The 21941-nt window shown below is 61.4% G+C and carries 16 protein-coding genes; 7 read left to right on the top strand and 9 right to left on the bottom strand.

Annotated features, from left to right (window positions below):
* Position 1 precedes the first annotated feature (1 nt).
* From E2F43_RS12700 to E2F43_RS12690, 3 genes are all read right to left on the bottom strand, one after another.
* A complete protein-coding gene (locus tag E2F43_RS12700) occupies positions 2-1537 on the bottom strand; it encodes a NapC/NirT family cytochrome c (protein WP_165954310.1) in 1536 nt (511 codons plus the stop codon).
* Between the two features lie 47 nt (positions 1538-1584).
* A complete protein-coding gene (locus E2F43_RS12695) occupies positions 1585-2103 on the bottom strand; it encodes a NapC/NirT family cytochrome c (protein ID WP_238946907.1) in 519 nt (172 codons plus the stop codon).
* 66 nt (positions 2104-2169) lie between these two features.
* A complete protein-coding gene (locus tag E2F43_RS12690; RefSeq protein ID WP_133213263.1) occupies positions 2170-3162 on the bottom strand; it encodes a prenyltransferase in 993 nt (330 codons plus the stop codon).
* Positions 3163-3357: 195 nt separating this feature from the next.
* Between E2F43_RS12690 and E2F43_RS12685 the strand changes: the two genes are divergently transcribed.
* From E2F43_RS12685 to E2F43_RS12670, 4 genes are all read left to right on the top strand, one after another.
* A complete protein-coding gene (locus E2F43_RS12685) occupies positions 3358-3909 on the top strand; it encodes a cytochrome c3 family protein (protein ID WP_165954309.1) in 552 nt (183 codons plus the stop codon).
* A 311-nt stretch (positions 3910-4220) separates the two neighbouring features.
* Positions 4221-4853 carry a glutathione S-transferase family protein gene (locus E2F43_RS12680; protein ID WP_133213259.1) on the top strand — a complete coding sequence of 211 codons (633 nt, stop codon included), beginning with the start codon at positions 4221-4223 and terminating at the stop codon, positions 4851-4853.
* Positions 4854-4892: 39 nt separating this feature from the next.
* Entirely contained in the window at positions 4893-6308 is a 1416-nt protein-coding gene (locus E2F43_RS12675) for an ABC1 kinase family protein (RefSeq protein ID WP_238946906.1), read from the top strand.
* A complete protein-coding gene (locus E2F43_RS12670) occupies positions 6292-7617 on the top strand; it encodes an ABC1 kinase family protein (protein WP_238946905.1) in 1326 nt (441 codons plus the stop codon). The genes E2F43_RS12675 and E2F43_RS12670 overlap by 17 nt, the downstream gene beginning before the upstream one ends.
* A gap of 3 nt (positions 7618-7620) precedes the next feature.
* On the opposite strand, the gene E2F43_RS12665 is transcribed toward E2F43_RS12670, so the two are convergent.
* Positions 7621-9039 carry a WS/DGAT/MGAT family O-acyltransferase gene (locus tag E2F43_RS12665; RefSeq protein ID WP_133213257.1) on the bottom strand — a complete coding sequence of 473 codons (1419 nt, stop codon included), beginning with the start codon at positions 9037-9039 and terminating at the stop codon, positions 7621-7623.
* A 300-nt stretch (positions 9040-9339) separates the two neighbouring features.
* Here E2F43_RS12665 and E2F43_RS12660 point away from each other — a divergent pair, with 300 nt between their 5' ends.
* Positions 9340-12060 carry a TonB-dependent receptor gene (locus tag E2F43_RS12660; RefSeq protein ID WP_165954308.1) on the top strand — a complete coding sequence of 907 codons (2721 nt, stop codon included), beginning with the start codon at positions 9340-9342 and terminating at the stop codon, positions 12058-12060.
* Between the two features lie 142 nt (positions 12061-12202).
* Positions 12203-14317, top strand: a complete 2115-nt coding sequence (locus E2F43_RS12655; protein WP_165954307.1) for a sodium:solute symporter family protein — start codon at positions 12203-12205, stop codon at positions 14315-14317.
* A gap of 24 nt (positions 14318-14341) precedes the next feature.
* Here E2F43_RS12655 and E2F43_RS12650 read toward each other — a convergent pair whose 3' ends face one another.
* Positions 14342-16243 carry a beta-N-acetylhexosaminidase gene (locus tag E2F43_RS12650; protein ID WP_165954306.1) on the bottom strand — a complete coding sequence of 634 codons (1902 nt, stop codon included), beginning with the start codon at positions 16241-16243 and terminating at the stop codon, positions 14342-14344.
* Positions 16244-16303: 60 nt separating this feature from the next.
* Between E2F43_RS12650 and E2F43_RS12645 the strand changes: the two genes are divergently transcribed.
* On the top strand, positions 16304-17242 hold the full coding sequence (locus E2F43_RS12645) for a glucosamine kinase nucleotide-binding domain-containing protein (protein ID WP_133213249.1): 939 nt from the start codon (positions 16304-16306) through the stop codon (positions 17240-17242).
* Here E2F43_RS12645 and nagB read toward each other — a convergent pair.
* The 4 genes from nagB to E2F43_RS12625 form a co-directional block, all read right to left on the bottom strand.
* Positions 17233-18030 carry a glucosamine-6-phosphate deaminase gene (nagB, locus tag E2F43_RS12640; protein WP_133213247.1) on the bottom strand — a complete coding sequence of 266 codons (798 nt, stop codon included), beginning with the start codon at positions 18028-18030 and terminating at the stop codon, positions 17233-17235. The two genes, E2F43_RS12645 and nagB, sit on opposite strands and share 10 nt — an antisense overlap.
* A 45-nt stretch (positions 18031-18075) precedes the next feature.
* Positions 18076-19239 carry an N-acetylglucosamine-6-phosphate deacetylase gene (gene nagA, locus E2F43_RS12635; RefSeq protein WP_238946904.1) on the bottom strand — a complete coding sequence of 388 codons (1164 nt, stop codon included), beginning with the start codon at positions 19237-19239 and terminating at the stop codon, positions 18076-18078.
* Positions 19221-20255 (bottom strand): LacI family DNA-binding transcriptional regulator, encoded by a 1035-nt coding sequence (locus E2F43_RS12630; RefSeq protein ID WP_133213245.1) that lies wholly within the window; start codon positions 20253-20255, stop codon positions 19221-19223. The genes nagA and E2F43_RS12630 overlap by 19 nt, the downstream gene beginning before the upstream one ends.
* Positions 20256-20380: 125 nt before the next feature.
* On the bottom strand, positions 20381-21631 hold the full coding sequence (locus tag E2F43_RS12625) for an MFS transporter (protein WP_133213243.1): 1251 nt from the start codon (positions 21629-21631) through the stop codon (positions 20381-20383).
* Between the last annotated feature and the right edge of the window lie 310 nt (positions 21632-21941).

Raw genomic sequence — 21941 nt, 5'->3', positions numbered from 1 at the left:
ATTACTCGGCTGTGAAGTCTGTATCGTTGCCGCCAAAACTCAGGGTCAGCGGCAGCGACACCCAGTGTTTCGCCCCCGGGTTATCTTTGCCGCTCAGGGCAACACCCAGGGTGTACTTCTCGCTTTTATTAAAATTCAACCCGTTATCAGTATTGCCCAGCATCCGGGTGAATGCCACGCTGCGGCGATTGCCGTCTGAAGAAGTGTTGATCTCGATCAACTTTGACGATTCCCAGGGGGTTTCGGCCAGCAGGATCGCGGTGTCCACTGTCCCGGAGTCAAGGTCCAGGCGCCAGATTTCTGCGAAGTGACCCTCGGCCCTGAGCCTGGCGAGTTCGTCTTCGCTGCGGACAATAGCCGGCTGGCCGATCTGCTGCCGCTGCTCCCTGGATATTCCGAGGTACTTCTGGCCCACCCGGCCGCTGTCGCGACTCATGCCCGCCATGTCGTTGTGACAGGCGGCAAAGCAGCCACCGCGGGCGAAGGCGTCATTACTGCGGTCACCCCACATGATAGCGAGTTGTCTGTCGTCGCTACCGGACTCCCAGCTGACGGTTACCCGCAGGGCGTTATCGATCACCGCGAACGCCAGTGCAATGTTGCGGGCAGCCGGTGTGATCGATCCGTCCGCAAGAATCTCCCCCATGCCGGCCTCGTCGCCCCGATGGCACTGTTGGCAATTGGCTCCCTGGCGCAGGGGTTGCGAGCCCGGGTGCAGGTGCAACAGCCAGTCGCTGTCGGTCATTCCCGGGTAGAACAGTGTCACCTCAGCAGCGCTTACCGGCTGGGGGTGCATGGGAGGCGCGGAATCTGCGGCCGCGTGGGCAATGCCCTCGTGACAGTCCAGGCAGGTTCGCTCCGGGTTGGTCATCACCTTGTGGTAGCTCTTGGCCTTGGCGCTGACGCGCTCACTGGCGGCCATCCGCTCGAGGTCGTGGCAGTACAGGCAGCCGGCCGAGCCGTTGCGGAGCATCTGGGCCTGGGCATCCTCGTGATTGTGGGGATTGTGACACTCAGTGCAGGGCGGATTGCGTTTCTTGCGCCGCTCCATCCCGTGGACACCCTGTTTCTGTACCTTGTGACAGGTTTCGCAGACACCGGCCTGGGATGTCGCAACCTGGACCTTGTCCTCGGCAGTGTGGATGTCGTGGCAGGTGATGCAGGTGAGGTTATTGTGCATGTGCAGGGCGTGGCGCCAGTTGCTGGCGGTGCCCTGCTCGTGGCAGCCGAGGCAGGGCTGATCCTGGGCGCCGGCGGTGGAACTCCAGCGGGGACCAAAACTGACATCCGGGGAATTCCTCCTCGGAGCCCGCATGTGGTCAGCGCTACCACCGTGGCACTCGATACAGCCCTGGCGGTCATCGCCGGCCTCCAGCGCCGTGCCGTGGGCGCCGGCTAATACCAGGTGTACGGGCGAATCCTCACCGTAGTCGTGACACTCCAGGCAAGCCTCTGAACTGGACGCCTGCGCTGTTGCTCCACTGGTCCCCAGGGTGAGAACAATAGCGGCCAGTCCAGCGATAATCGTCATGCGCATGATCGAGTCCCTCCTGGTGGGTCGTGTTGTCGGGTGGGTCGACATAATCAGCTCGAGTTATCGGGATGGGCGATGCCTGCGTGGCAGTCGATGCAGGTCTTGCGATTCGAAGCCAGGGCCCGGTGGAAGCGCTGGGCCTTGGAACTCTGGATGACCGAGAGCATTCTCTGGGCATCGTGACAGTTGCGGCACTCCTGGGAATCATTGGCTTTGAGTCGGGCGATCTCCCGCGCTTTCATGGTCGGCGCGTGTGCCTGGTATTTCTCCGGCGTATCGATAATGCCGGTGAGGGAGCCCCAGACCTCCCTGGCGGCTTCTACCTTGCGCACCATTTTGGGGATGAACTCCCGGGGAATGTGACAGTCGGAGCAGCCGGCACTGACGCCGCTGGCGTTATTGAAATGGCTGGTTTTCTGCAATTGCGCCAGCGGAATGTCCATTTCGTGGCAGCTGGTGCAGAACTTGTCGGTGCTGGTTGCGTGCAGGGTGCCCTCGAAGGCCAGCAGTCCGGCAATGCCGATCGCGATACCTGCAGCGAGCAGCAGGAGAGTCTTCCTGTTCTCCATGGTTGATCCCATTCCCTTGTTCTTGTGTGGTCATTCTGGAGCAGGCCGGAAATAAAAGCCAGTGAATCAACCGATCAGGGTGTCGGCGACCAGCCCCAGCAGGAAGAGCGTGGTGAACTGGCGGGTGTGGCGGAAAGCGAAGGCGGAAAACCACAGGGGCCAGATCCCATCGGGAAAATTTTCCGGCGCCGCCGCCGGCTTGGGCTGCCCGTAAATCCGGAGCAGGCCGGGCAGGTTGGGCAGGTTGGCCAGTACCAGTAACAGAGGCCAGCCGAAGCTGCCACCGGCCACCAGCGCCAGGCACAACAGGTACTGGGCGGCAATCATGATCAGTACGCTGTCGCGCGACCGGGTTTCACCGAGTATCACCGGCAGGGTGTTCACGCCCTTGCCCTTGTCGGCTTCCAGCTTGTCGGTATGTTTGCCGAACAACACCGTGGTTGGGCCCAGTGCGAATACCAGACTCAGCCAGGTGACGTCCCAGCTCCATTGCCCGGCCAGCACGTAGTAGCTGCCGCCCACCATCAGCGGCCCCCATACCAGCAGTACGGCGGGCTCGCCCATCCCGTAGTACTTCAACGGCCAGGTATAGAACAGCACGAAAAAGGCCCCGGCCAGCATCAGGTCCAGGGTCAGCCCGCTGCGCTGGTAAATCAGCCAGCCGCCCAGCAGCAATGCAATGCCGGCGGTGATCCCCAGGTAGCGCCAGAACTCACCCTCGTCCATCAGGCCGTCTTCCAGGACATGCACACCGTACTGGTTGCGGTAGTAGTTGTCCTTGTCTATGCCCCGACGCGAGTCGGTGTAGTCGTTAAGGAGATTGTTGGTGGCGTGGGCGAACATCAGGCCGAGAACCGTTGCCAGCCACAGGTCCCACTGGAAAAAACCTGCTCGCCACGCCATCAGCCCGCCAAGGGCGGCGGCGGTAAAGGTCATGAACAACACAGACGCGCGACAGGCAATCAACCAGCGAGCGACCGGATCCAGTGCCTGCCACTCGTGTTGCGACAGTTTCGGCATCTGGTTCAGGGCCCGGCCCCACATTTTTACATCGATCATGTTATCGCCGCTTTCCTGGGTTCTGAATGCTTGGGCCTGCTTAGGTTAACCCATTCACCCCACTGACAGTAATCCGTTGAAAACATGCCGCTTGGGATTGCGGGATTGTAGCGCTCTGCTACTATTTCCGCATAAGCAGTATGTGTTTGGCAGCCGGGTTCGCCTGCTAAGTTATTCCGGGGACAACAACTGAACGTGAAACTGTTACGTATTGGACTGATTCTCGCTGGTCTGGGTGTGGGTGTAATCGCCAGCTGGGCAGTGATAGACACGGCTTTCCATGCCACTGGCGACTACGAATTCTGCACCAGTTGCCATGCCTATGAACCTATCGCCCGGGCCTATCGGGAAGATATTCACGGTGGCAATAATCCGCGGGGGTTGCGCGCCGCCTGTAACGACTGCCACCTGCCCCATGACAACTCACTGCATTATTTCCTGGTCAAGGCAAAGCACGGCATCAAGGACCCGCTGATGGAACTGATCAAGGAGCCTCACGAGGTGGATTGGCACGCCATTCGCGAGCGGCGCGAAGAATTTGTCTATGACTCAGCCTGCCTTGAGTGTCATAAATATCTCGAAACCGCCAGTGAAGGCAACCGCAGGGCCTTTCGCTCCCACAAACGCTATTTCAGCGATCCGGATGATTACAATTGCGTGGAGTGTCACGAGCACGTGGGGCACAACCGGCTGGGTTACCACCTGGAAGAATTGGGCTGGGAGAAACCCCCGGAAGACGAGGAATAAAAGGCGCTTTGCGCAGCAGAAAGGCCCGTCACCGCCGAGCGATTCAGGGTGCGATGATGGGTGCTCTGGACTACGCCCACTGGCACAGCTTCTTCGAACTGCAGCAGGACTTGTAAAAGCCCGAGGAGATTTATGCCCGGCGGAGTTTGTGGCCGTTTTGGAATAACAACCCCAGGGCAGGCCGGGTAGAGTAAAAAATCTCCAGCGTGCTTACCACGAAATTTTTCTCCTGTCGCCCTGTACGGACGGTGAAGCAGTCCGGTAGTATCCGCAGCCCATAATAATTCGTTTTCTGTAAGTGGAGTATGCCGATGAAGCTGTGGCACTGTGCCGGCTCGCGTTCCCTGCGCCCGTTGTGGGCACTGGAAGAAATGGGCCTGGAGTACGAGCTGGAAATTCTGCCCTTCCCTCCGCGGGTGTTCAAGAAAGACTATCTCGATGTAAATTCCCTGGGCACTGTGCCGTACTTCGTGGATGGCGATACCCACATGACAGAGTCGTCCGCCATCTGCCAGTACCTGGTGGATCGCTACCAGCAATTTGATTTTGGCCTCAGGCCGGATCATCCAGAGTACGGGGCTTACCTCAACTGGCTGCACCATGCCGATGCCACGCTGACCTTTCCGCAGACGATTTCCATGCGCTACTACTACCTCGAGCCCACGCCCGAGAAACAGGCGGTGGCCGACGATTACGCCAAATGGTTTATTGCCCGCCTGCGTCGCCTTGATGCGCACCTGCTGGAGCACGAGTACCTCGTCGACGACCGCTTCACCGTCGCCGATATCGCTGTGTGTTACGCCCTCAACTTTGCCCGCGTCCTGAAGCTGGATGAGCATATCAAGCCGCAGACCCTGTCTTACCTGGAGCGCATGACTGCGCGTCCGGCATTTGCCCGGGCCGATGCCATGGGTGAGCCCCTGCAAATGCCCGAACGCGGATAGGCGCCGGGTTACACTGGCCGCCGTTATTAGAGGTAGACCGTGGCAAAAAAGTCCAAAAAAACATTTCCGACCAAAGCCCTCGGCCGCAGCCTGTCGGTGTCAATGGCAGGGCTGCGTGCGGGTGGTGCGCTGGCGGTAGATTCCGCCGTATCACGGGTGATGGGGCGTAGCGACGATGACCCCCAGTCGGACTTTGCCCGTCGGGAGGCCCAGCGTTTCGCGGCAGAACTGGGCCGGCTCAAGGGCACCTACGTCAAGATAGGACAGATGCTGGCGTTGTTTGGTGAGCACTTCCTGCCGCCGGTGCTGGTGGAGGCACTGCGCAACCTGTCGGACCAGACCGAGCCCCTGCACTGGGATGCGCTGGAATCGTTCGTACGGGATTCCCTGGGGGAGCGTTTCGATGAGTTGGAAATAGACCCGGAGGCGATTGCCGCCGCATCACTGGCGCAGGTCCACCTGGCAAAAATCAGCGCCAGTGGTGAGTGGATTTGTCTCAAGATCCAGTACCCGGGCCTCGGGGCCATGATCGACAGCGACTTTGATGCCGTGGTCAAAATGCTGGTGCTTGCGCGCTGGGTGAAGTCGGGTCGTGACCTGGACAACTGGATGCAGTCCCTGCGCAGTCACCTGCACAATGAGATCGATTACCAGCGCGAGGCCGCGTTGACGGAGCAGATGGCCGGCCTGGTCGCCGGCCTGGAGCCGGCGGGGGTGAATTATCATGTGCCTGAGCTCCACCGGCGATACTGCACGGGCGACATCCTGGCGATGGAATTTATCGAGGGCTACCCGGTGGTGGACCCGGACGTGGCAGCCCTGTCGCAGGAGCGACGGAACGCGCTTGGCAAGGCCATGCTGGAGCTGTTTTTCTACGAGCTCTACGATTGGGGTCTGCTGCAGACCGATCCCAACTTTGGCAATTATCTGTTGCGCCTTGATGACCGGCGCAAGAGGAGCGCGCACGATGAGCTGGCGCTGCTGGATTTCGGCTCCGTACTGGATTGCTCCGAAGAGTTTCTTTACCACCTTCGCGAGACCATCGCTGCCAGTCAGCAGCGCGACGTTCCGCGCATTATCGCGGGCCTGGTCGGTCTCGGTTGCCTGCAGCCTGATGTGAGCGAGGAGGGCCGGCAGATGTTCGCGGATTTCTGCCTGCACCTGCTGGAACCGCTGCGCCCAGCCGATCAACTGCCCCCCGAGTATCTCAACGACAAAGGCGAGTATTGCTGGGGCCGCTCCCGGCTCATGCGACGCGCCGGCAAACAGGCGGCTGCGTCGGCAGCCAGTCGCCATTTCACTCCTCCTTCGCGCGATTTTGCACTGATCGCCCGCAAGCTTACCGGCGTATTTAACTTTATCGCGGCGCTGGATGCCCAGTTCAATGCCTGCGACATGATCGAGGCCCATGTGGCGGCCTGGCAGGAGCGGGAGCACCGTGGCAAAGCGAGATAAACCGGACGACGAGCACAAGGCAATACCCACCTCCAGGGTGGGGCGCTTCGCCCGCGTGGCCCGCATGGCCGGCGGTGTTGCCGGCGGTATGCTGGCGGAGGGGACCCGGCAGATTCGCGCCGGCAAGCGGCCCAAAGCACGGGACATGTTGCTGACACCGGCCAATGCCCGGCGGGTGGCGGACCAGCTGGCCACCATGCGCGGTGCGGCGATGAAAGTGGGGCAGATCCTGTCCATGGACACGGGCGACTTCCTGCCCCGGGAACTGGCGGACATCCTCGCCAGGCTGCGCGCTAACGCCCGCTACATGCCCCCGGGTCAACTCGACCAGGTGATGTCCGAAGCCTATGGGGACGACTGGGAAAGCCAGTTCTACGGTTTCGAGCACAAACCGCTGGCGGCGGCATCGATCGGCCAGGTACACCGGGCCCATTCACCCGATGGCAGGGAAATCGTGCTCAAGGTGCAGTATCCCGGCGTGGCCGGAAGCATCGATGCCGACGTGGATAATATCGCCTCCCTGTTGAAGGTGTCGGGACTGTTGCCGCCAGACCTGGATATCCAGCCGCTGCTGGACGATGCCAAGGCGCAGCTGCAAGATGAAGCGGATTACAACAAGGAAGCGGAGTTCCTGGCGGCCTTTGGTGAATTGCTGGCCGATGATGACCGTTTCCTGGTACCCGAGGTGCTGCCCGATCTCACCCGCAAGACGGTATTGGCCATGACCTATGTCGGCGGGCGTCCCATTGAGACCATTGCCGAGCTGCCACAGGAGACGCGGGACGAGGTGATGAGCGCCCTGATCGAGCTGATGTTTCGGGAACTGTTTGAGCTGCGACTGGTGCAGACCGATCCCAACTTCGCCAATTACCAGTACGATCGAGCCAGTGGCAAGATTGTGTTGCTGGACTTTGGCGCTACCCGCAGGTTCAAGGCCGCTTTCGTCAATAACTACCGGAGCCTGGCCAAGGCCGCCATTGCCGGTAACCGCAAGCGCCTGATCGCCGCCGCGGAGCGGGTCGGGTACGCCATGGGAGATGAAGACAGCGAATACAGGGAGCTGGTGCTGGAGTTGTTCCTGATGGCCCTGGAGCCGCTGCAGCTCGATGAGCCCTACGATTTCGCCCGTTCCGACATGACCCGGCGAATCTCAGCGCGGGCCGAGGAAGTGACCGGTTTCCGCGACTTCTGGCAGACGCCGCCCACTGACGCGGTGTACTTCCATCGCAAGCTGGGCGGTATGTTCCTGCTGGCCAGCCGGCTGCAAGCCCGGGTCAACGTACACCGGTTGATTACCCCGTTTCTGTGAGCCTCAGCCCACGGTTGCCGCATACAGTTCGTCAAAGGATTGCTGCAGGCACCGGGTGTAAAACTCCGGATCGGGCATCATGTCGCGACAGGCGGTGAAGGAGAGGGTGATAGTGCCTTTCTTGTCCTGCACCGAACTGTAGACGATCTGGAATAGCCCCACGTTTGGCAGTAAGGGGCCCAGGCTGATGGAGTCCACCAGGGCGGCGCCGCACATGTACAGCTGGTAGGGTGCACCGGGTACATTGGTGACGATCGTATTAAACATCACGCTGGCTTCCGATAGCCCGGTCGCCGCTGCGGTGCGCACCGCCAGGGACAGCACATTCCCCGGGAGCACGTCGGTAAGGTCCACGGCAAACCTGGGACCGAGGGCCTCGGCATAGGCTTTTGCCGACAGTGACTCCTCATGTATGGCGGCCAGTCGTTCGGCAGGATCCTCAATATCCGAGCGCAAACCGACATTCATGAACCCGACCATATTGCCCCCCGCGGCCCGCTCTTCTGCCGAGCGCACATCAATGGGGCAGCCGGTGACCAGTGACTCCTCCGGCAATTCATCCTTGTCCATCAGGTACTTGCGCATTGCCCCCGACACGATCGTCAGCATGGCGTCGTTAATCGTGGCCCCCGGGCATGAATTCTTGATGGCGCGAACGGCCTCGAAGTCGAACTTGCGGGCGCCTACCACCCGATGGCGTGAAATCTTGCCCTGGAAACGGGTGGCCTGCTTGTCCTCAAGGAAACGAATATTGCCCGCTTTCCTGCCTGCCCTCACTCGCTTGATAGCCGGTACCGAGTGTCTGATAAAATCCAGCGCCTGGCCGGGCTTGCGCCAGGCGTCCAGGTAGGCCCGGCCGAGCATGCGCGCTTTCGACGGGCGTTCGACAATCCACGGCGGCGGATTCCCCGGGTCGGTCGTTTCCGGGGTGAGGTCGTGAACAATGTTCATGAACTGGGTGCCAGTCGCCCCGTCCATGGCGCAGTGATGCACCTTCAGCAGCAGCGCGAAGCAGCCGGGAGGGTAGCCCTCGACGTTGTTCAGCCCCTCGATAACGTACATTTCCCACATGGGTTTGTCGCGGCGCAGGGGGACGGCATGGATGCGTGCCGCCAATATGCACAGCTGGCGCCAGTCGCCCGGCTTGGGCAGGGCGATATGGCGAACGTGGTATTCCAGGTCGAAATCCGGGTCCTCCACCCAATAGGGGCGGCCGAGATTGCCCGGGACAAAGGCCAGCTTGCGGCGGAAGATCGGAGATAAATGCAGCCTTCGCTCCAGCATCGAAAGAATCTGCTTGAAGCGTACCTTGCCGTCGGGGGCGGTGGACTGGTCGTAGATGCTGACCCCGCCAATGTGTTGCGGCAGGCCATCGATCTCCGCGTGCAGAAACATCGCATCCTGGCCGGAAAGTTGTTCCATCGTGTCATCCCTCAATAGCGAGACCGGGAGGATTACCCGAAATGCCCATCAGGTCAATTGGCGTTCGGTACGCTAAGCCGCACCGGGGGTAACGGAATGCTGGCGAGGGCCGGAATATCCGCTAACGGCTCCTGTTGGCAGTTGATCTGGTCCGGGAGCGGGCCGTCTGTGAGGCGGCGACACGAGCGAGTGAAAAAAACGTTGACAACGTTGTCGCGGGGTTTTAGGGTAGATTGCGACAACGTTGTCAAAGCATGAACAACACAAAGATAAAAGCGCAACCGTCGAAGAGGGATTATCGTGACGACCATCAATTCAAGTATTCGTAAGCTAACCGGTAACCGGACTGCGCTCCTGCACAGTTCTCTTGCCGTTCTGGCGCTGACCGGCGCCGTAGGCTCACTGCAGGTTACAGCGCAGGAAGGGCCGGTCCTGGAGGAAGTCGTGGTGACCGGTATTCGCGCCAGCCTGCAGGAGTCACTGGAAACCAAGCGCTTTGCCGATTCGGTGGTCGATGCCATCAACGCGCAGGATATCGGCAAGTTTCCCGACAAGAATGTCGCCGATTCGCTCTCTCGCATCACCGGCGTCTCGGTCACCCGGGGTTTCGGTGAGGGCGAGAAAATCGCTGTCCGCGGCACCTCGCCCGACCAGAATCGCACCCTGCTCAACGGAGCTGCGGTGGCTTCCGCGGACTGGTTTGTGCTCGACAATCCCTCCCGCGCCTTCAACTACACTCTGCTGCCTTCCACCATCGTCTCCGCGCTGGAGGTGTACAAGTCGCCCCAGGCGAACATCCAGGAGGGTTCACTGGGTGGCACGGTCATGCTGCGCACCCGCCGTCCGCTGGACATGGAGGCCAATAGCGGCGTGATCCAGGTCCAGGGCATGTACTCTGAAACTTCCGAAGAGTGGGATCCTAATGTGTCCGCACTGTATTCCTGGAAAAATGACGCCGAAAACCTGGGATTCAACATCTCCCTGACCAAGCAGGACCGCACCCTGCTGCGCGAAGGCACCGAGGTACTCGGTTTTGAGCACCAGGACTTCGGCGCCGGTGCCATGTGGACGCCCCGAGCTATTGGCGACGCCTACTTCCAGCAGGAGCGCGAGCGCGAGACCGCTTTGGTTACCGGCCAGTGGCGCCCCACCGACGCGGGTGAATTTACCCTCACCTACCTGAATTCCGAGCTCGATGCTGACAACACCAACTACAACCGCTACGAGTGGTTCAACGGCCAGGCCGGCGGCGGCACCATCGACCCCGCTACTGCCCGTCGCGTTGGCAGCGGTGTGGTGGCCGGTGAAGTGGCTAACAACTACGCCGAGTACTACGTGATCGACCGTGTTTCCTACAGCGAGACCGAGTCCCTGGATCTGCAGTACAGCCACAATTTTGAAAGCTGGTCCATGGACCTGCGCGTGGGCAGGACCGAGGCCGAAGGCGGTACCGAGAGTGACCGTCAGTACGGCTTCGACCGCTTCCTCGAGGGCTCCAGCTTCAATGGCCTGCAGCACACACCTTTCTACGAAGGGCAGGTAGAGAGCAGGGAGCAGCTGGTCACCCGCGGTCTGGGCTGGATGATGGAAAACCAGCGCATCATGGATGACGAGGAAACCTACGCCTCTGCGGATTTCGAGTTCCCGCTCGAACTGGGCGTGTTTAACGGCATCAAGGCCGGCGTCAGCTATCGCGACCACGACAAGGGTCAGCACCAGGAGGGTACGCGTTTTCACTGGCTGACTGATGCCATGCATTCCGATGATGCCACCAGCTACGGCGGCGGCTCCGACACTTCCGGCTGGAATCGCTGGCTGTACGGCAACCTCAAAGCGGGCACACTGGCCGATTACGCAGTCAACGAATCCGGCGCTCCCTACCCGCTGATGAACCTGAGTAAGGCCGCATCGGTTATCTTCCCCGCCGAGGCTTATGCCAATGCGGCAACCATCCTGTTCCTGCCCGAGACCTGGGGCGTCAACGAGGAAATCCTGGCGGCCTACGGGCAGATGGATTTCGAAAGCGATGGCTTTCGCGGTAACTTCGGTGTGCGCGTGGTACAGACGGACCTGGCGTCCACCGGCTACAACTGGGACGGTGACTGGCTGGCGGCAAGCATCGACATGCTGGGCGGTTACCAGTTGCTGGTTGATGCCCTGGATCCCCGCGGTGAGTTCAACGTGCGTCAGGAGACGGTGGACCACGACTACACCGAGGTCCTGCCCAACCTTAACCTGGCCTTTGATCTCAACGATGACATGATCCTGCGCTTCTCCGCAGCGAAGGTGATGGCCCGTCCCGACTTTATCAAGATCGCCAACCAGGAATCCGCCAACACCGATACCCGTACCGGTACCCGCGGCAACCCCGAGCTCGATCCGGAGACAGCAAACCAGTTTGACCTGGCCTACGAGTGGTACTTCCAGGACCAGGCCCTGCTGGCATTCACCTACTTCAACAAGGATATCAGTGACTCGGTGATTTCCAGTACCTCTACCGAGCGCCGCTTCGACGAGAAGCAGGGCCAGTATGTGGATGTGCTGTTTGTCCAGCCGGTTAACGGCAAGGGCGCTGAAGTCCAGGGTCTGGAGGTCAGCTACCAGCAGAACTTCGGTAACTTTGGCGTGATCGCCAATTACACCTACACCGATGCCGACAGCAAGGATGATCGCGACCCGGTGAGCAACCCCGGCTCAGGCCTGGTGCGCGGTACCTCCGAGCACATGGCCAACCTCAGCGGTTTCTACGAGAACGACTGGCTGAGCGCCCGTGTCTCCTACAACTACCGCACCGAGTGGTACGATGGCCTGTCTGAATTCGGCAGCGAAATGTACATCGATGACTACGGCCAGCTGGATGCCAACGTCACCTTCACGGTTTACGACAGCTGGGACATCGTCCTGGAGGGCATCAACATCACCGGTGAGGAGCTCGAGCAATATCACATCGACACCGGGCGCAGTGCGCGCCGCTACGACAACGGCGCTCGCTACGTGGTGGGCGTTAACTACCGCTTCTGAATGTGTGTCGGGCGTTGCGGTGACGCCCTGTGCAAGTGGGTGAGGAGTCTTCTCTGAAACCCTTTGAAGGTCGATATGTAAGGGAATGCTTGCGTATCGGCCTTTTTTTGTTACCTGTGGCCCGGCGAGAGGGAGTTTGAGAATGGATGGTACGGTACTGGCCCCGCTGGACTGGCTGATCATAGTCGCTTTGCTCGGCTTCTCGCTGCTGGTGGGTTTCCTGGTCAAGGACCAGGCCAGTGAAGGCGGGGTGGAAGGATTTTTTACCGCTGGCAGGAAAATGAAATGGTGGCTGCTGGGGACCTCCATTGTCGCCACCACATTTGCCTCGGATACACCGCTGGCGATAACAGGCTGGATCGCCCAGTACGGTATAGCGGGTAACTGGTTCTGGTGGGGTGGGGTGCTGGGCTCGGTCGCCATGACGGTGTTCTTTGCCCGCAAGTGGCGCACCTCAGGTGTGGTCACCGACGTCGAACTGACGGAACTGCGTTACGGCGGGCCCGCCGCCGCACTTCTGCGTTCAGTCAAGGCCTTCATCAATGCGACGCTGGTGAACTGCATTATCCTCGGCTGGGTGTTTGCCGGTATGTCCAAGATATCCGAGTCATTCATGGACTGGCGCTGGCTGCTGGGTAGTGAGCTCTACACTGCGCTCGCTGCGGTTTACCCCGACGCCCTGCTGTTTGGCAGCTTTGACAATACGCTCACCATCGCCGTGCTGCTCGCGGTCACGTTGGGTTATTCCGCCCTGGGCGGAATGCGCGCCGTACTCATTACCGATCTGGTCCAGTTCACGCTGGCCATGGCGATGTCGATAACCCTGACGGTGATAGCGGTTTCTCAACTCGGTGGGCTGGCGTCCATGTGGGACACCCTGGCTACGCTGTACCCGAGCGACGGCTCCGCCACTGATATGGCCGGCAATCCCTACTTGACTCATGACCGGGTGGCGGCATTCGCACCAGACTTCGGCGAAGGCGTTGTCGGTTCCCTGGGTATTCCGTTTTCCGCCTTCGTCCTCACCCTGGGCGTCATGTGGTGGAGCAACGGTATCATCGACGGTTCCGGATATATTTCCCAGCGCCTGTACACCGCCGAGAACGGCGGCGAAGCAGAGAAGGGGGCGTTGTGGTATAGCGTGGCCAATTTCATGCTCCGCTCCTGGCCCTGGGCCATTGCCGGTGTCGCTGCGCTGGTTATTTTCCCGCGGGCGGACGTGGATCTCGCCGCCAGGCAGTTCACCGAGTGTTTGAACGATGAGCAGGTCTGTACTGCCGAAATGCGCCAGTGCCTGGACAACCGGTATACCTGTGACATTCCGGAGTATGCCCTGCTCTATCGGGACCAGGGGACGCTCGAGCAGGATGGACTGGCGGCGATGTCCGTCGTTGCTGGCGCCCCCGCTTACCAGCAGGTTCCGGTTTTCAGGGAAGACCGGGAGCGGGGCTATCCGGCGATGATACGGGAATTGTTGCCCGCCGGGTTGATGGGCCTGATGCTGGCTTCGTTGATGGCTGCGTTCATGTCCACGGTGTCCACCCACACCAACTGGGGGGCCTCCTATCTGGCCAACGATTTCTACGCCAGATTTGTCAACCGGAGAGCGTCGGCAAAACAGCTGACCCGGGTCAGTCGTGTCGCTACCGTGGCAATAGCCGTCCTGGCGGTGGTGGTTGCCAGCACGATCGACAATATCGGCGCGATGTGGGAGTTATATGGCGGCATGATGGCGGGACTGGGATTGCCCCATCTGATGCGCTGGCTGTGGTGGCGCGCTAACGCCTGGACGGAAATTGCCGGGATGGTCAGCGGTTTCAGCCTGGCCCTGATCAACTATATCGCGGGACAACTGGACCTGTTGCCCGCGGGGCAGATATCGCTGTTCCCCCCATTTATGGCCAGTCATGCCATTCACGTGATTTGCTGGATATCCCTCATCGCGGCCGTAGCGTCGATGCTGGCGACGATGCTGACGGCGCCGGTGGATGACAGCCTGTTGCGCGAGTTTGTCCGCAAAACCCGCCCGATGGGAATCTGGGGCAAATACGCCCAGGGTGATTTCAGGCCTGAACGCAACTTCGTCGAGTCACTGCTTTACTTTGTGTTGGCGGGAACCTCAATTTACGCCGGCATGTTCGGTGTGGGCTACGCCCTGCGCCTGGAAACAGCGACTGGCCTGGGCCTGATTGCCCTCAGCTTGCTGGGCCTGGTGATTGTGGTCCGGGGGATGGGACGCATAGATCGCGTCCTCTGAAGCGGTGCGGCGCTACTCCCCGGATCAGACCGGGTCCAGTGGCCGTGGCCTCACCCCGCGGCTGCGCAGATAGTCCAGTGCGCGCTCTGCCCGAGCGCGAAACTCAGGCCAGTTATCGCCCCCCTGGCCGCTCCAGCCCCATTCGGCCGTTGCCAGGACCCTGGGAAACAACATGTATTCAAGTTGCTCCCGGCTGGGCAGCAGTTCGCTCCAGAGGTTCGCCTGCACACCCATTGCATTGGGTACGTCGGCGGGGAAGGGCGACTGCCGGTAGCAGGCTTCGAGGTCTGCGGTCCCCGCCCAGTGCAGGCCGGGTTCGCCCGGATCGTCACTCCAGGCGACATCCAGGTAGGCACGGGGCGCCGGACAACTGATCACCGGGTAGCCCGCCGCGACCAGTTGGCGCACGGCCTCGTCGCCGGTCCAGGCGCATATCGGCGTGCCCCTGTCCAGTTTGTCACCCTGCGCGGCTTCCTCCCAGCCCACCAGGGTGCGCCCCCGTGCTGCCAGAAAACGTTGCGCGTAACCCAGCAGGTGCCCCTGCAGGTCCCGCGGATCCCGGTAGCCTTCGCGAAGCATCAGCCGGCGACAGGCGTCGGAACCCAGCCACACCCCGGCGGGGACTTCATCGGCTCCCAGGTGCACATACGGACCGGGAAAGAGTTCACAGACCTCCGCCAGTACGGCGTCAAGAAATTCATAGGTGCCGGATAGCCCCGGGTTTAACACGTTGTCATCGAAAAACTGCACCGAGCAGTAGGCAGACCTGTCATCGGGGTCTCGCAACAACCCGGGCAGGGCCTCGATACAGGCCCGGCAGTGACCCGGTATGTCGATCTCAGGTACCACGGTAATACCCCGGGCGGCGGCATAGTCCACAACCCGGGCGACGTCTGCGTGGCTGTAATAGCCACCATAGCGCTCCGGGCCACTGCCCAGTTGCGGCGGCAGGACTTCGCGGTGACCGCGCCAGGCACCGATTTCCCGCAGTTGCGGATAAGCCTTGATATCGAGGCGCCAGGCCTCGTCGTCGGTCAGGTGCCAGTGAAAATGGTTGAGTTTGTATAGCGCCATCCAGTCCAGCAGGTCGAACAGGGTGTCCAGGTCGTGGAAGTGGCGAGCGCAGTCCAGCATCAGCGCGCGATAACGGTAGTGCGGCTGGTCCTCCACTCGCAGGCAGGGCAGCAGGTACTCGCCGCTTTGCCCTTCCCTCAGCTGCAGCAGGCTGGCAGCGCCGCGACAGAAGCCGGCCGCGGTGGCCGCCTCGAGCAGAATCCGGTCGCCGTTGATATCCAGCCGGTAGGCCTCTTCGGCCAGTGTGGCATCTACCGCACACACCAGCTCCGCCTGTTCGCCGTTGTCCGGGGACTGCCAGTGACAGCCGAGCATGGATTGCAGCCAGTCGAGGGCGGGCAGGGCCGCGGCAGCGGCGGAAATACCCGGCGCAACAGGCCAGGGGCGCCAGCCGTCGGTGGCTGTCACGTAGCGGGCCGCCGGCAGGAGACCGGATCGGGCCGGCTGCTCGCGGCTGCCATCCGGGTTTGGTGGATTTTCTGGCCGGGACAGCGGCAGGTGGTGCGCTTGCAGCTGCACCTCGTAGACATCCTCTGCGGTGCTCAGATAGCAGCCGCCTGGCAGATCGCTAAGTCTCTGCAGCAAGCGGGGAGCGCCTGTGAGCTGCAACCGGCAGTCGTCCCCCGGGAGCAATGGACAGGGGGTGACGGGAGACAGGCGCAGGTGGCTTCCCGTGCGGGTCATGGCCGTCGCGGTCCCGGCACACACATCCCGCTGCAGGTCGAGATGCAGGCACCACTGGCGCAATTCAATGTCCAGGGTGTTTTCCAGGTGCAGCTCCAGCCGGCTTTGCTGCTTGTCTTCGGCATAGGACAGGCGCAGCCTGAGGACCTCGGGTTTCTGAATTGACAACGTTGACATGCTCTCGTATTGTTCGTTTGACAACGTTGTCATAGATACCGGGAAATTGCAATGCGAGAGAGTGCATCTACTGAACAAGAGGGCGGCAGGCTGCAATCAGCCGCTGTCGACGGCTCCCTTTTCCTGGGTATCGATGGTGGCGGCAGCAAGTGCAAGGCACGGCTGGTGGATGCCCGGGGTGAGTTGCTCGCCGAGGCCGTCGCCGGACCGGCAAACGCCTTCCAGAACCAGGCGGGGGCTCGGGAATCCATGGTGGCATCGGCGCGGCAGGCCCTGGCCACCGCCGGCTTGTCGCCGGGGCTGTTGGGGCAATTACGGGTGGGGGCAGGGCTGGCAGGCGTCAATATTCCGCGGGTCGCCGGGGAGATGCGCCAGTGGCAACACCCCTTTGCCGCTCTGCACCTGGAAACAGATATTCACATCGCCTGTCTCGGTGCGCACGGCGGCGCCGACGGCGGCATTATCGTTGCCGGGACAGGCTCTGTGGGCTACAGCTACGCTGGCGGCAGGGGACGCAGCTTCGGCGGCCATGGTTTTCCCGTCGGTGACAATGGCAGCGGTGCCTGGCTCGGCTTGCGCGCCCTGCAAAGCGCCTTGCTGGCGGTCGATCGGCTGGGCCCCGAAACCCGGCTACTCGATGCAGTTGAAGCCCAGCTGGGAACCACAGGCCTGGGCCTGGTGGACAGCATGGCCGGGGCCAGGTCCAGGGAATACGGCGCGCTGGCGCCCCTGGTACTGGAGTGTGCCGACGCCGGGGATGCAGTCGCCGTTGCCATCGTAAAGGACGGTGCGGACTATCTCACCCGACTGGCGCGAAAATTACTGGCCGCAGGGGTCCCGGCGCTGTCCATGCTTGGTGGCCTTGCCCCGCGCATATTGCCCTGGATGGCGGCGGATGTTCGCGACCGTATGGTGGAGCCCAGGGCCGGGGCCGATGTGGGGGCGGTGCAACTGGCCATGTCCGCCGGGGCGGGGGTAGATCAGGCCTGACCCTGCAGTCGGGCCAGCAGGGCCTGGTTCTGGGCCTCGATGTGCTTGAAGAATGCCGGATCGGTGAGTTCGCTGGCGGCGTCTTCATCGACAATCACCACGGTGGCCGGGTGCATTTGCAGGGCGGAAGCGGGGCACCAGGCGGATACCGGCCCCTCGACCATGGCCCGGATGGCCTTTGCCTTGCTGCGCCCGGTCGCCAGTAATACCACCAGCCGTGCTTCCATGATAGTACCTATGCCCATGGTGATGGAGAGCTGGGGCTGGAACTCGCCCTCACGGAAAAAACGCGCATTGTCCTCGATGGTCTCCCGGGTGAGAGTCTTTACCCGGGTCCGTGAACTCAGGCAGGAGGTGGGTTCGTTAAAACCAATGTGGCCATTGCGACCGATGCCGAGTAACTGAATGTCGATGCCGCCAGCGTCCCGGATGGCGGCCTCGTACTCCCGGCAGGCGACCAGCGGGTTGGCGGCATCTCCCGGCGGCACTCTGGTGTTATCCGGATTGATGTCGATGTGGTCGAAGAATTCCCGGTTCATGAAATGACGGTAGCTCTGGGGGTGTTCCGGAGCAAGGTCCATGTACTCATCGAGGTTAAAGGTTTTAACCCCGGCAAAACTGACCTCGCCCCGGTGATTGCTGTCGATCAGCTCCCGGTAAAGGCTCAGGGGTGTGGAGCCGGTGGCCAGGCCAAATACGGAGTCGGGTTTCTTTGCCAGTTGATCAAGGAAAATCCCGGCGCCGTATTTCGCGACGTTGGCCGCATCGTCGAGGATGACTACTTTCATGCTGGTTCCTTAGTGAGAGCCAAACTGGATCGGGTGGGGAAACACCTACGCGCCGGCATGGCTCTGGTGCTCGCCTGCAACCCAGGTGTGGCCAACCCGGTAGTTGTCGTCGAAGGCAAAGAGGTCGGCGCGATAGCCCACTGCCAGACGTCCCAGTTGCGCTTCCAGGCCAAGAAATTCAGCGGGGTAGCGGGACGCCATTCGCAGACATTCCTCCAGCGGGAGGCCGGCCTGCTGGTGGGCAATACGTACGGCATCGATTAAGGCAATGGCGCTGCCGGCGAGCTTGCCCTCTGCATTGATAAGACGGCCATCTTCGACTCTGATTCGCTCACCATAGATTTCGACGCTGTCAGGGCCGCCCACCGTGGACATGGCATCGCTGACCAGTATCAGTTTGCCGGGTTCCTTGGCGCGGTGGGCCAGGCGAATGGCGGCGGGATGAACATGGTGGCCGTCGGCGATGATGCCTGCCCAACTGTCTGCGCTGTCCAGCGCGGCGCCGACGGTTCCTGGCTCGCGACCCTGCAGGGGACTCATGGCGTTGAACAGGTGGGTAAAGCCCCGCAGGCCTTCATCGAGGGCGGCACAGATCTGCTGGTAGCTGGCGTTGGTGTGACCGGCGCATACCAGCAGGCCCGCCTCGTTCAACTGGCGCACGATGCCCGGGTCGACGTGCTCAGGCGCCAGGGTGACGATAGTCGGGAAGTCCCGCAGGCTGGCCAGCCAGGCAAGGTCACTGTCTGCCGGCGGCCGAATCATCGCCGCCTTGTGGGTTCCCCGGCGCGCCGGCTCAAAATGAGGTCCTTCCAGGTGCAGCCCGAGTACCCCGGCCACGCCCGCTGCCCGGATTTCGGCGATGGCTGCCGCGGCCTTGCGCTGGACGTCGGGCGTGTCGCTGATGAGCGTGGGTATGATGCCGGTCGTGCCGTAGTCACGATGTGCGCTGGCGATGGTGGCGACACCGCTGGCGCTGGGCGCGTTGTTAAACATGATGCCCCCGCCGCCATTGACCTGAATGTCGATTAGCCCGGGGGCGAGGGTGAGGCCTCCAAGGTCAAGCGAATGGATGTCGACGGGAACCTCCGCCTGCGGCAGAATGGCGACGATCTGTTCCCCGTCGATAAGCAGGGCGTGATCGCGGAGCCATTGGTCACCGTCAAATAAGCGGTGGCTGTAAACGGCGGAGATCAAAGCGGTGCCGGACATGTGGAGTCCCTTATCACCAACTCTGGTTTGAACTCGAGGCTGGCGGTTGTCGGCTCATCATTGCCTTGCCGGGCGGAGCGAATGCCCTCGATCAGGATACGCGCCGCGGCCGCGGCAATGTCGCTGTTGGGCTGATGGGCAGTGGTCAGCTTGGGCCAGGTTTGCCTGGAGAAAGGGCTGTCCTCAAACCCCACGATAGAGAGTTGTTGCGGCACCGCGACCTGCTTGATGCGCGCGGCGAACAGGGCACCGGCGGCGATCTCGTCGTTACAGGCAAAGATTGCAGTCGGGGCCGGCTCCAGAGCCAGCAGGCGGGACGTCCGCTCGGAACCGGAGTCGAAGTTGTAGGAGCCGGGCAGGACCAATTCATCCCGACGCGGCAGGCCGGCGTCGTCCAGCGCGGCGAGGTAACCTTCAAGGCGCTTTTCGCTGGAGGAGTCATGTTCCTCGTGGCCCCCGAGGAAGGCAATGTCCCGGTGGCCAAGTTCTACCAGATAGCGAGTGATGTCGTAGGCGGCATGATAGTCGTCGATCAATACACAGGGCCCGTGGCTTTCGTTGTCGCCGCCGCCGGAAAGAATCCGGACGTGTCCCATGCCCCGGGACTGGAGTGCTTCGATCAGCACCTCGGACTCAGAGAAAGGCGGGGTGAGGACCAGCCCCGCGACATGGCCGTTACTGACCAGTTGCCGCAGCTCGTCAACGTAGTGGGGATCGGTGGAGTCGGTGGGGTGGATGAGCAGCTCAAAACCCTGGCGCTTGCACTCCTCGAGTATGCCGTGCTGCATTTCGATCACGTAATGACTGTTGGGGTTGTCGTAGATAAACGCGATAAAACTTGCGGCGCCGCGCAGCTGGCGGGCTGACAGGTTGGGTTGGTAGTTCAGTTCCTCGATTGCGGCCCACACCCTGGCCTGCAAGTCCTCACCCACCGAGGGTTCGCGGTTAATCACCCGAGATACGGTTTTGAAGGATACGCCGGCCAGCTTCGCCACATCCTTGATAGTCGCATTCATCAGCTTGTTCAGTCCTTGTCCGCGGTGCCGGGGTGTGCCATTGTTGCCACTATCCTAGCGCGTTATGGAAGCGATGACAACGTTGTCATGATGTTGACCCGGAAGCTTGAAGACGCCGCCGCCCCTTACAGGACGGCGGCAGACGGGGCCGACGCTTGCGGCGAAGTCTCGGCCTGCTCCCGACGGATCTTCAGCACCAGTGGCACCAGTACCAGGCCCATCAACGGAGCGAAGATCGCAGCCAGTCCCAGCAGGGTCGGCTGCACGCCATGGCTGTCCAGCGCCATTCCCAGCAATGGGCCGGTGACAATAAACGTGGAACGCACACCCAGGCTTACCAGCGAATTGACGGTGGCGCGGAATTCACCGGGCACACGCCGATTGAGGGCCTCGTAAAACAGGCTCATGGAAAGCCCGCGAGAGACCTGTATGGCAAAGCCGAAGATCACCCCCAGCCAGCCGGCAGCGAAGGCCATGCCCAGCAGTCCGGCAATGGGCAGCACCGCGATCAGCACCAGTACCTGGCGATAGCCCAGCAGGCGTTCCAGCGACTCGCTGTAGCGGGCCGACAGGCTGACAGTGAGGGCAAACGCCGCCCAGATGTAGCCGAAGGAGGCCAGGGGGATACCCTGCATCTCCCAGTACTTCTGGTAGATCCAGAACACGTACACAGCCAGCAGACCGAATACCGCGATGGCGAATGCGGTCCAGAACACCACCGGTTTGCCGAACAGCAGCAAATCGACGATCCTGCGGGCGTTTTCCCCGTGGCCGTCAGCTGCATCGCCGGCACCCGGTGGGCGAGGCGCTTCAACCAGCAGTACGGCCAGTAACAGCGGTGCAAAGCCGGTGAAGGCCTGTAGCATCACCACGCTGTCCATCGACCATAAGAGCAACAGGCTGGCGGCGATACCGGCGGCGCCCGAGGCCGCCGCTTCTACGGCGATCAGCCGGCTGAGGGACTTGCTGGCGCCGGCACCCCCGCGCAGACCCCGCTCCTGCAGGTAGACTTCGGTGTCGTACAGCAGTGCCAGGTCGGCGCCGGAAATCAGGCTGAAGCCGATCCCGAGAATAAACTCGTAAATCAGGAAATCGACAAAGCTGTCAGCCCAGAGCAGTGAGAAGAAGCCCAGCGCGTTCAGGCCGGAACCCACCAGTATGGCGTTGCGCCTGCCCCACAGGTCGGCGATATAGCCGGAGGGCACCTCGCACAGGGCGATGGTCAGCGCGAATAGCGCCTGGGTCTGCATCACCTCGCTCATGGACAGGCCGTAGCCCTGCAGCAGCGGCACGAAAACGGGCACCACCACCATGAAGCCGGTGAAGAATCCCAGCAGGTAAATTGCCTTGATGTTATTTTCCAGTGACCTTTTCACGGTACTCACCCCTACGCCGTGAGAACCCGGACCGGAAACGATTTTTCGATGGAAAATAAAAAAAGGCCTCCGGAATCTGGGTTCTCGGAGGCCTTTTTTTAACTATTGATTACTTAAAATGCTTCCTCAAACCACCCCTGCTGTCCACAGACAGACAGGCGCCACGGTATACATACCGTCTCGCTTGCTGATCGATGTCTGTTGAAAGGTGGTCATCAGTTTTGCTCTTGCATTAACGGCGATTGTCTTCGCCCAAAAAATAAAATTCAGCTCGTGCGCACAGGCACCGGTCTATACTGCGCCTGTACTT

The organism is Seongchinamella unica (assembly GCF_004354085.1).
Lineage (GTDB): Bacteria > Pseudomonadota > Gammaproteobacteria > Pseudomonadales > Halieaceae > Halioglobus > Halioglobus unicus.
The sequence above is the reverse complement of the archived record's forward strand: the minus strand, read 5'-3'. Positions and strand labels throughout refer to the sequence as shown.

Coding starts and splice junctions, on each gene's coding strand:
- E2F43_RS12700 (WP_165954310.1), bottom strand. CDS start 1,537: ATGCGCATGACGATTATCGCTGGACTGGCCGCTATTGTTCTCACCCTG.
- E2F43_RS12695 (WP_238946907.1), bottom strand. CDS start 2,103: ATGGAGAACAGGAAGACTCTCCTGCTGCTCGCTGCAGGTATCGCGATC.
- E2F43_RS12690 (WP_133213263.1), bottom strand. CDS start 3,162: ATGATCGATGTAAAAATGTGGGGCCGGGCCCTGAACCAGATGCCGAAA.
- E2F43_RS12680 (WP_133213259.1), top strand. CDS start 4,221: ATGAAGCTGTGGCACTGTGCCGGCTCGCGTTCCCTGCGCCCGTTGTGG.
- E2F43_RS12665 (WP_133213257.1), bottom strand. CDS start 9,039: ATGGAACAACTTTCCGGCCAGGATGCGATGTTTCTGCACGCGGAGATC.
- E2F43_RS12655 (WP_165954307.1), top strand. CDS start 12,203: ATGGATGGTACGGTACTGGCCCCGCTGGACTGGCTGATCATAGTCGCT.
- E2F43_RS12645 (WP_133213249.1), top strand. CDS start 16,304: ATGCGAGAGAGTGCATCTACTGAACAAGAGGGCGGCAGGCTGCAATCA.
- nagB (WP_133213247.1), bottom strand. CDS start 18,030: ATGAAAGTAGTCATCCTCGACGATGCGGCCAACGTCGCGAAATACGGC.
- nagA (WP_238946904.1), bottom strand. CDS start 19,239: ATGTCCGGCACCGCTTTGATCTCCGCCGTTTACAGCCACCGCTTATTT.
- E2F43_RS12630 (WP_133213245.1), bottom strand. CDS start 20,255: ATGAATGCGACTATCAAGGATGTGGCGAAGCTGGCCGGCGTATCCTTC.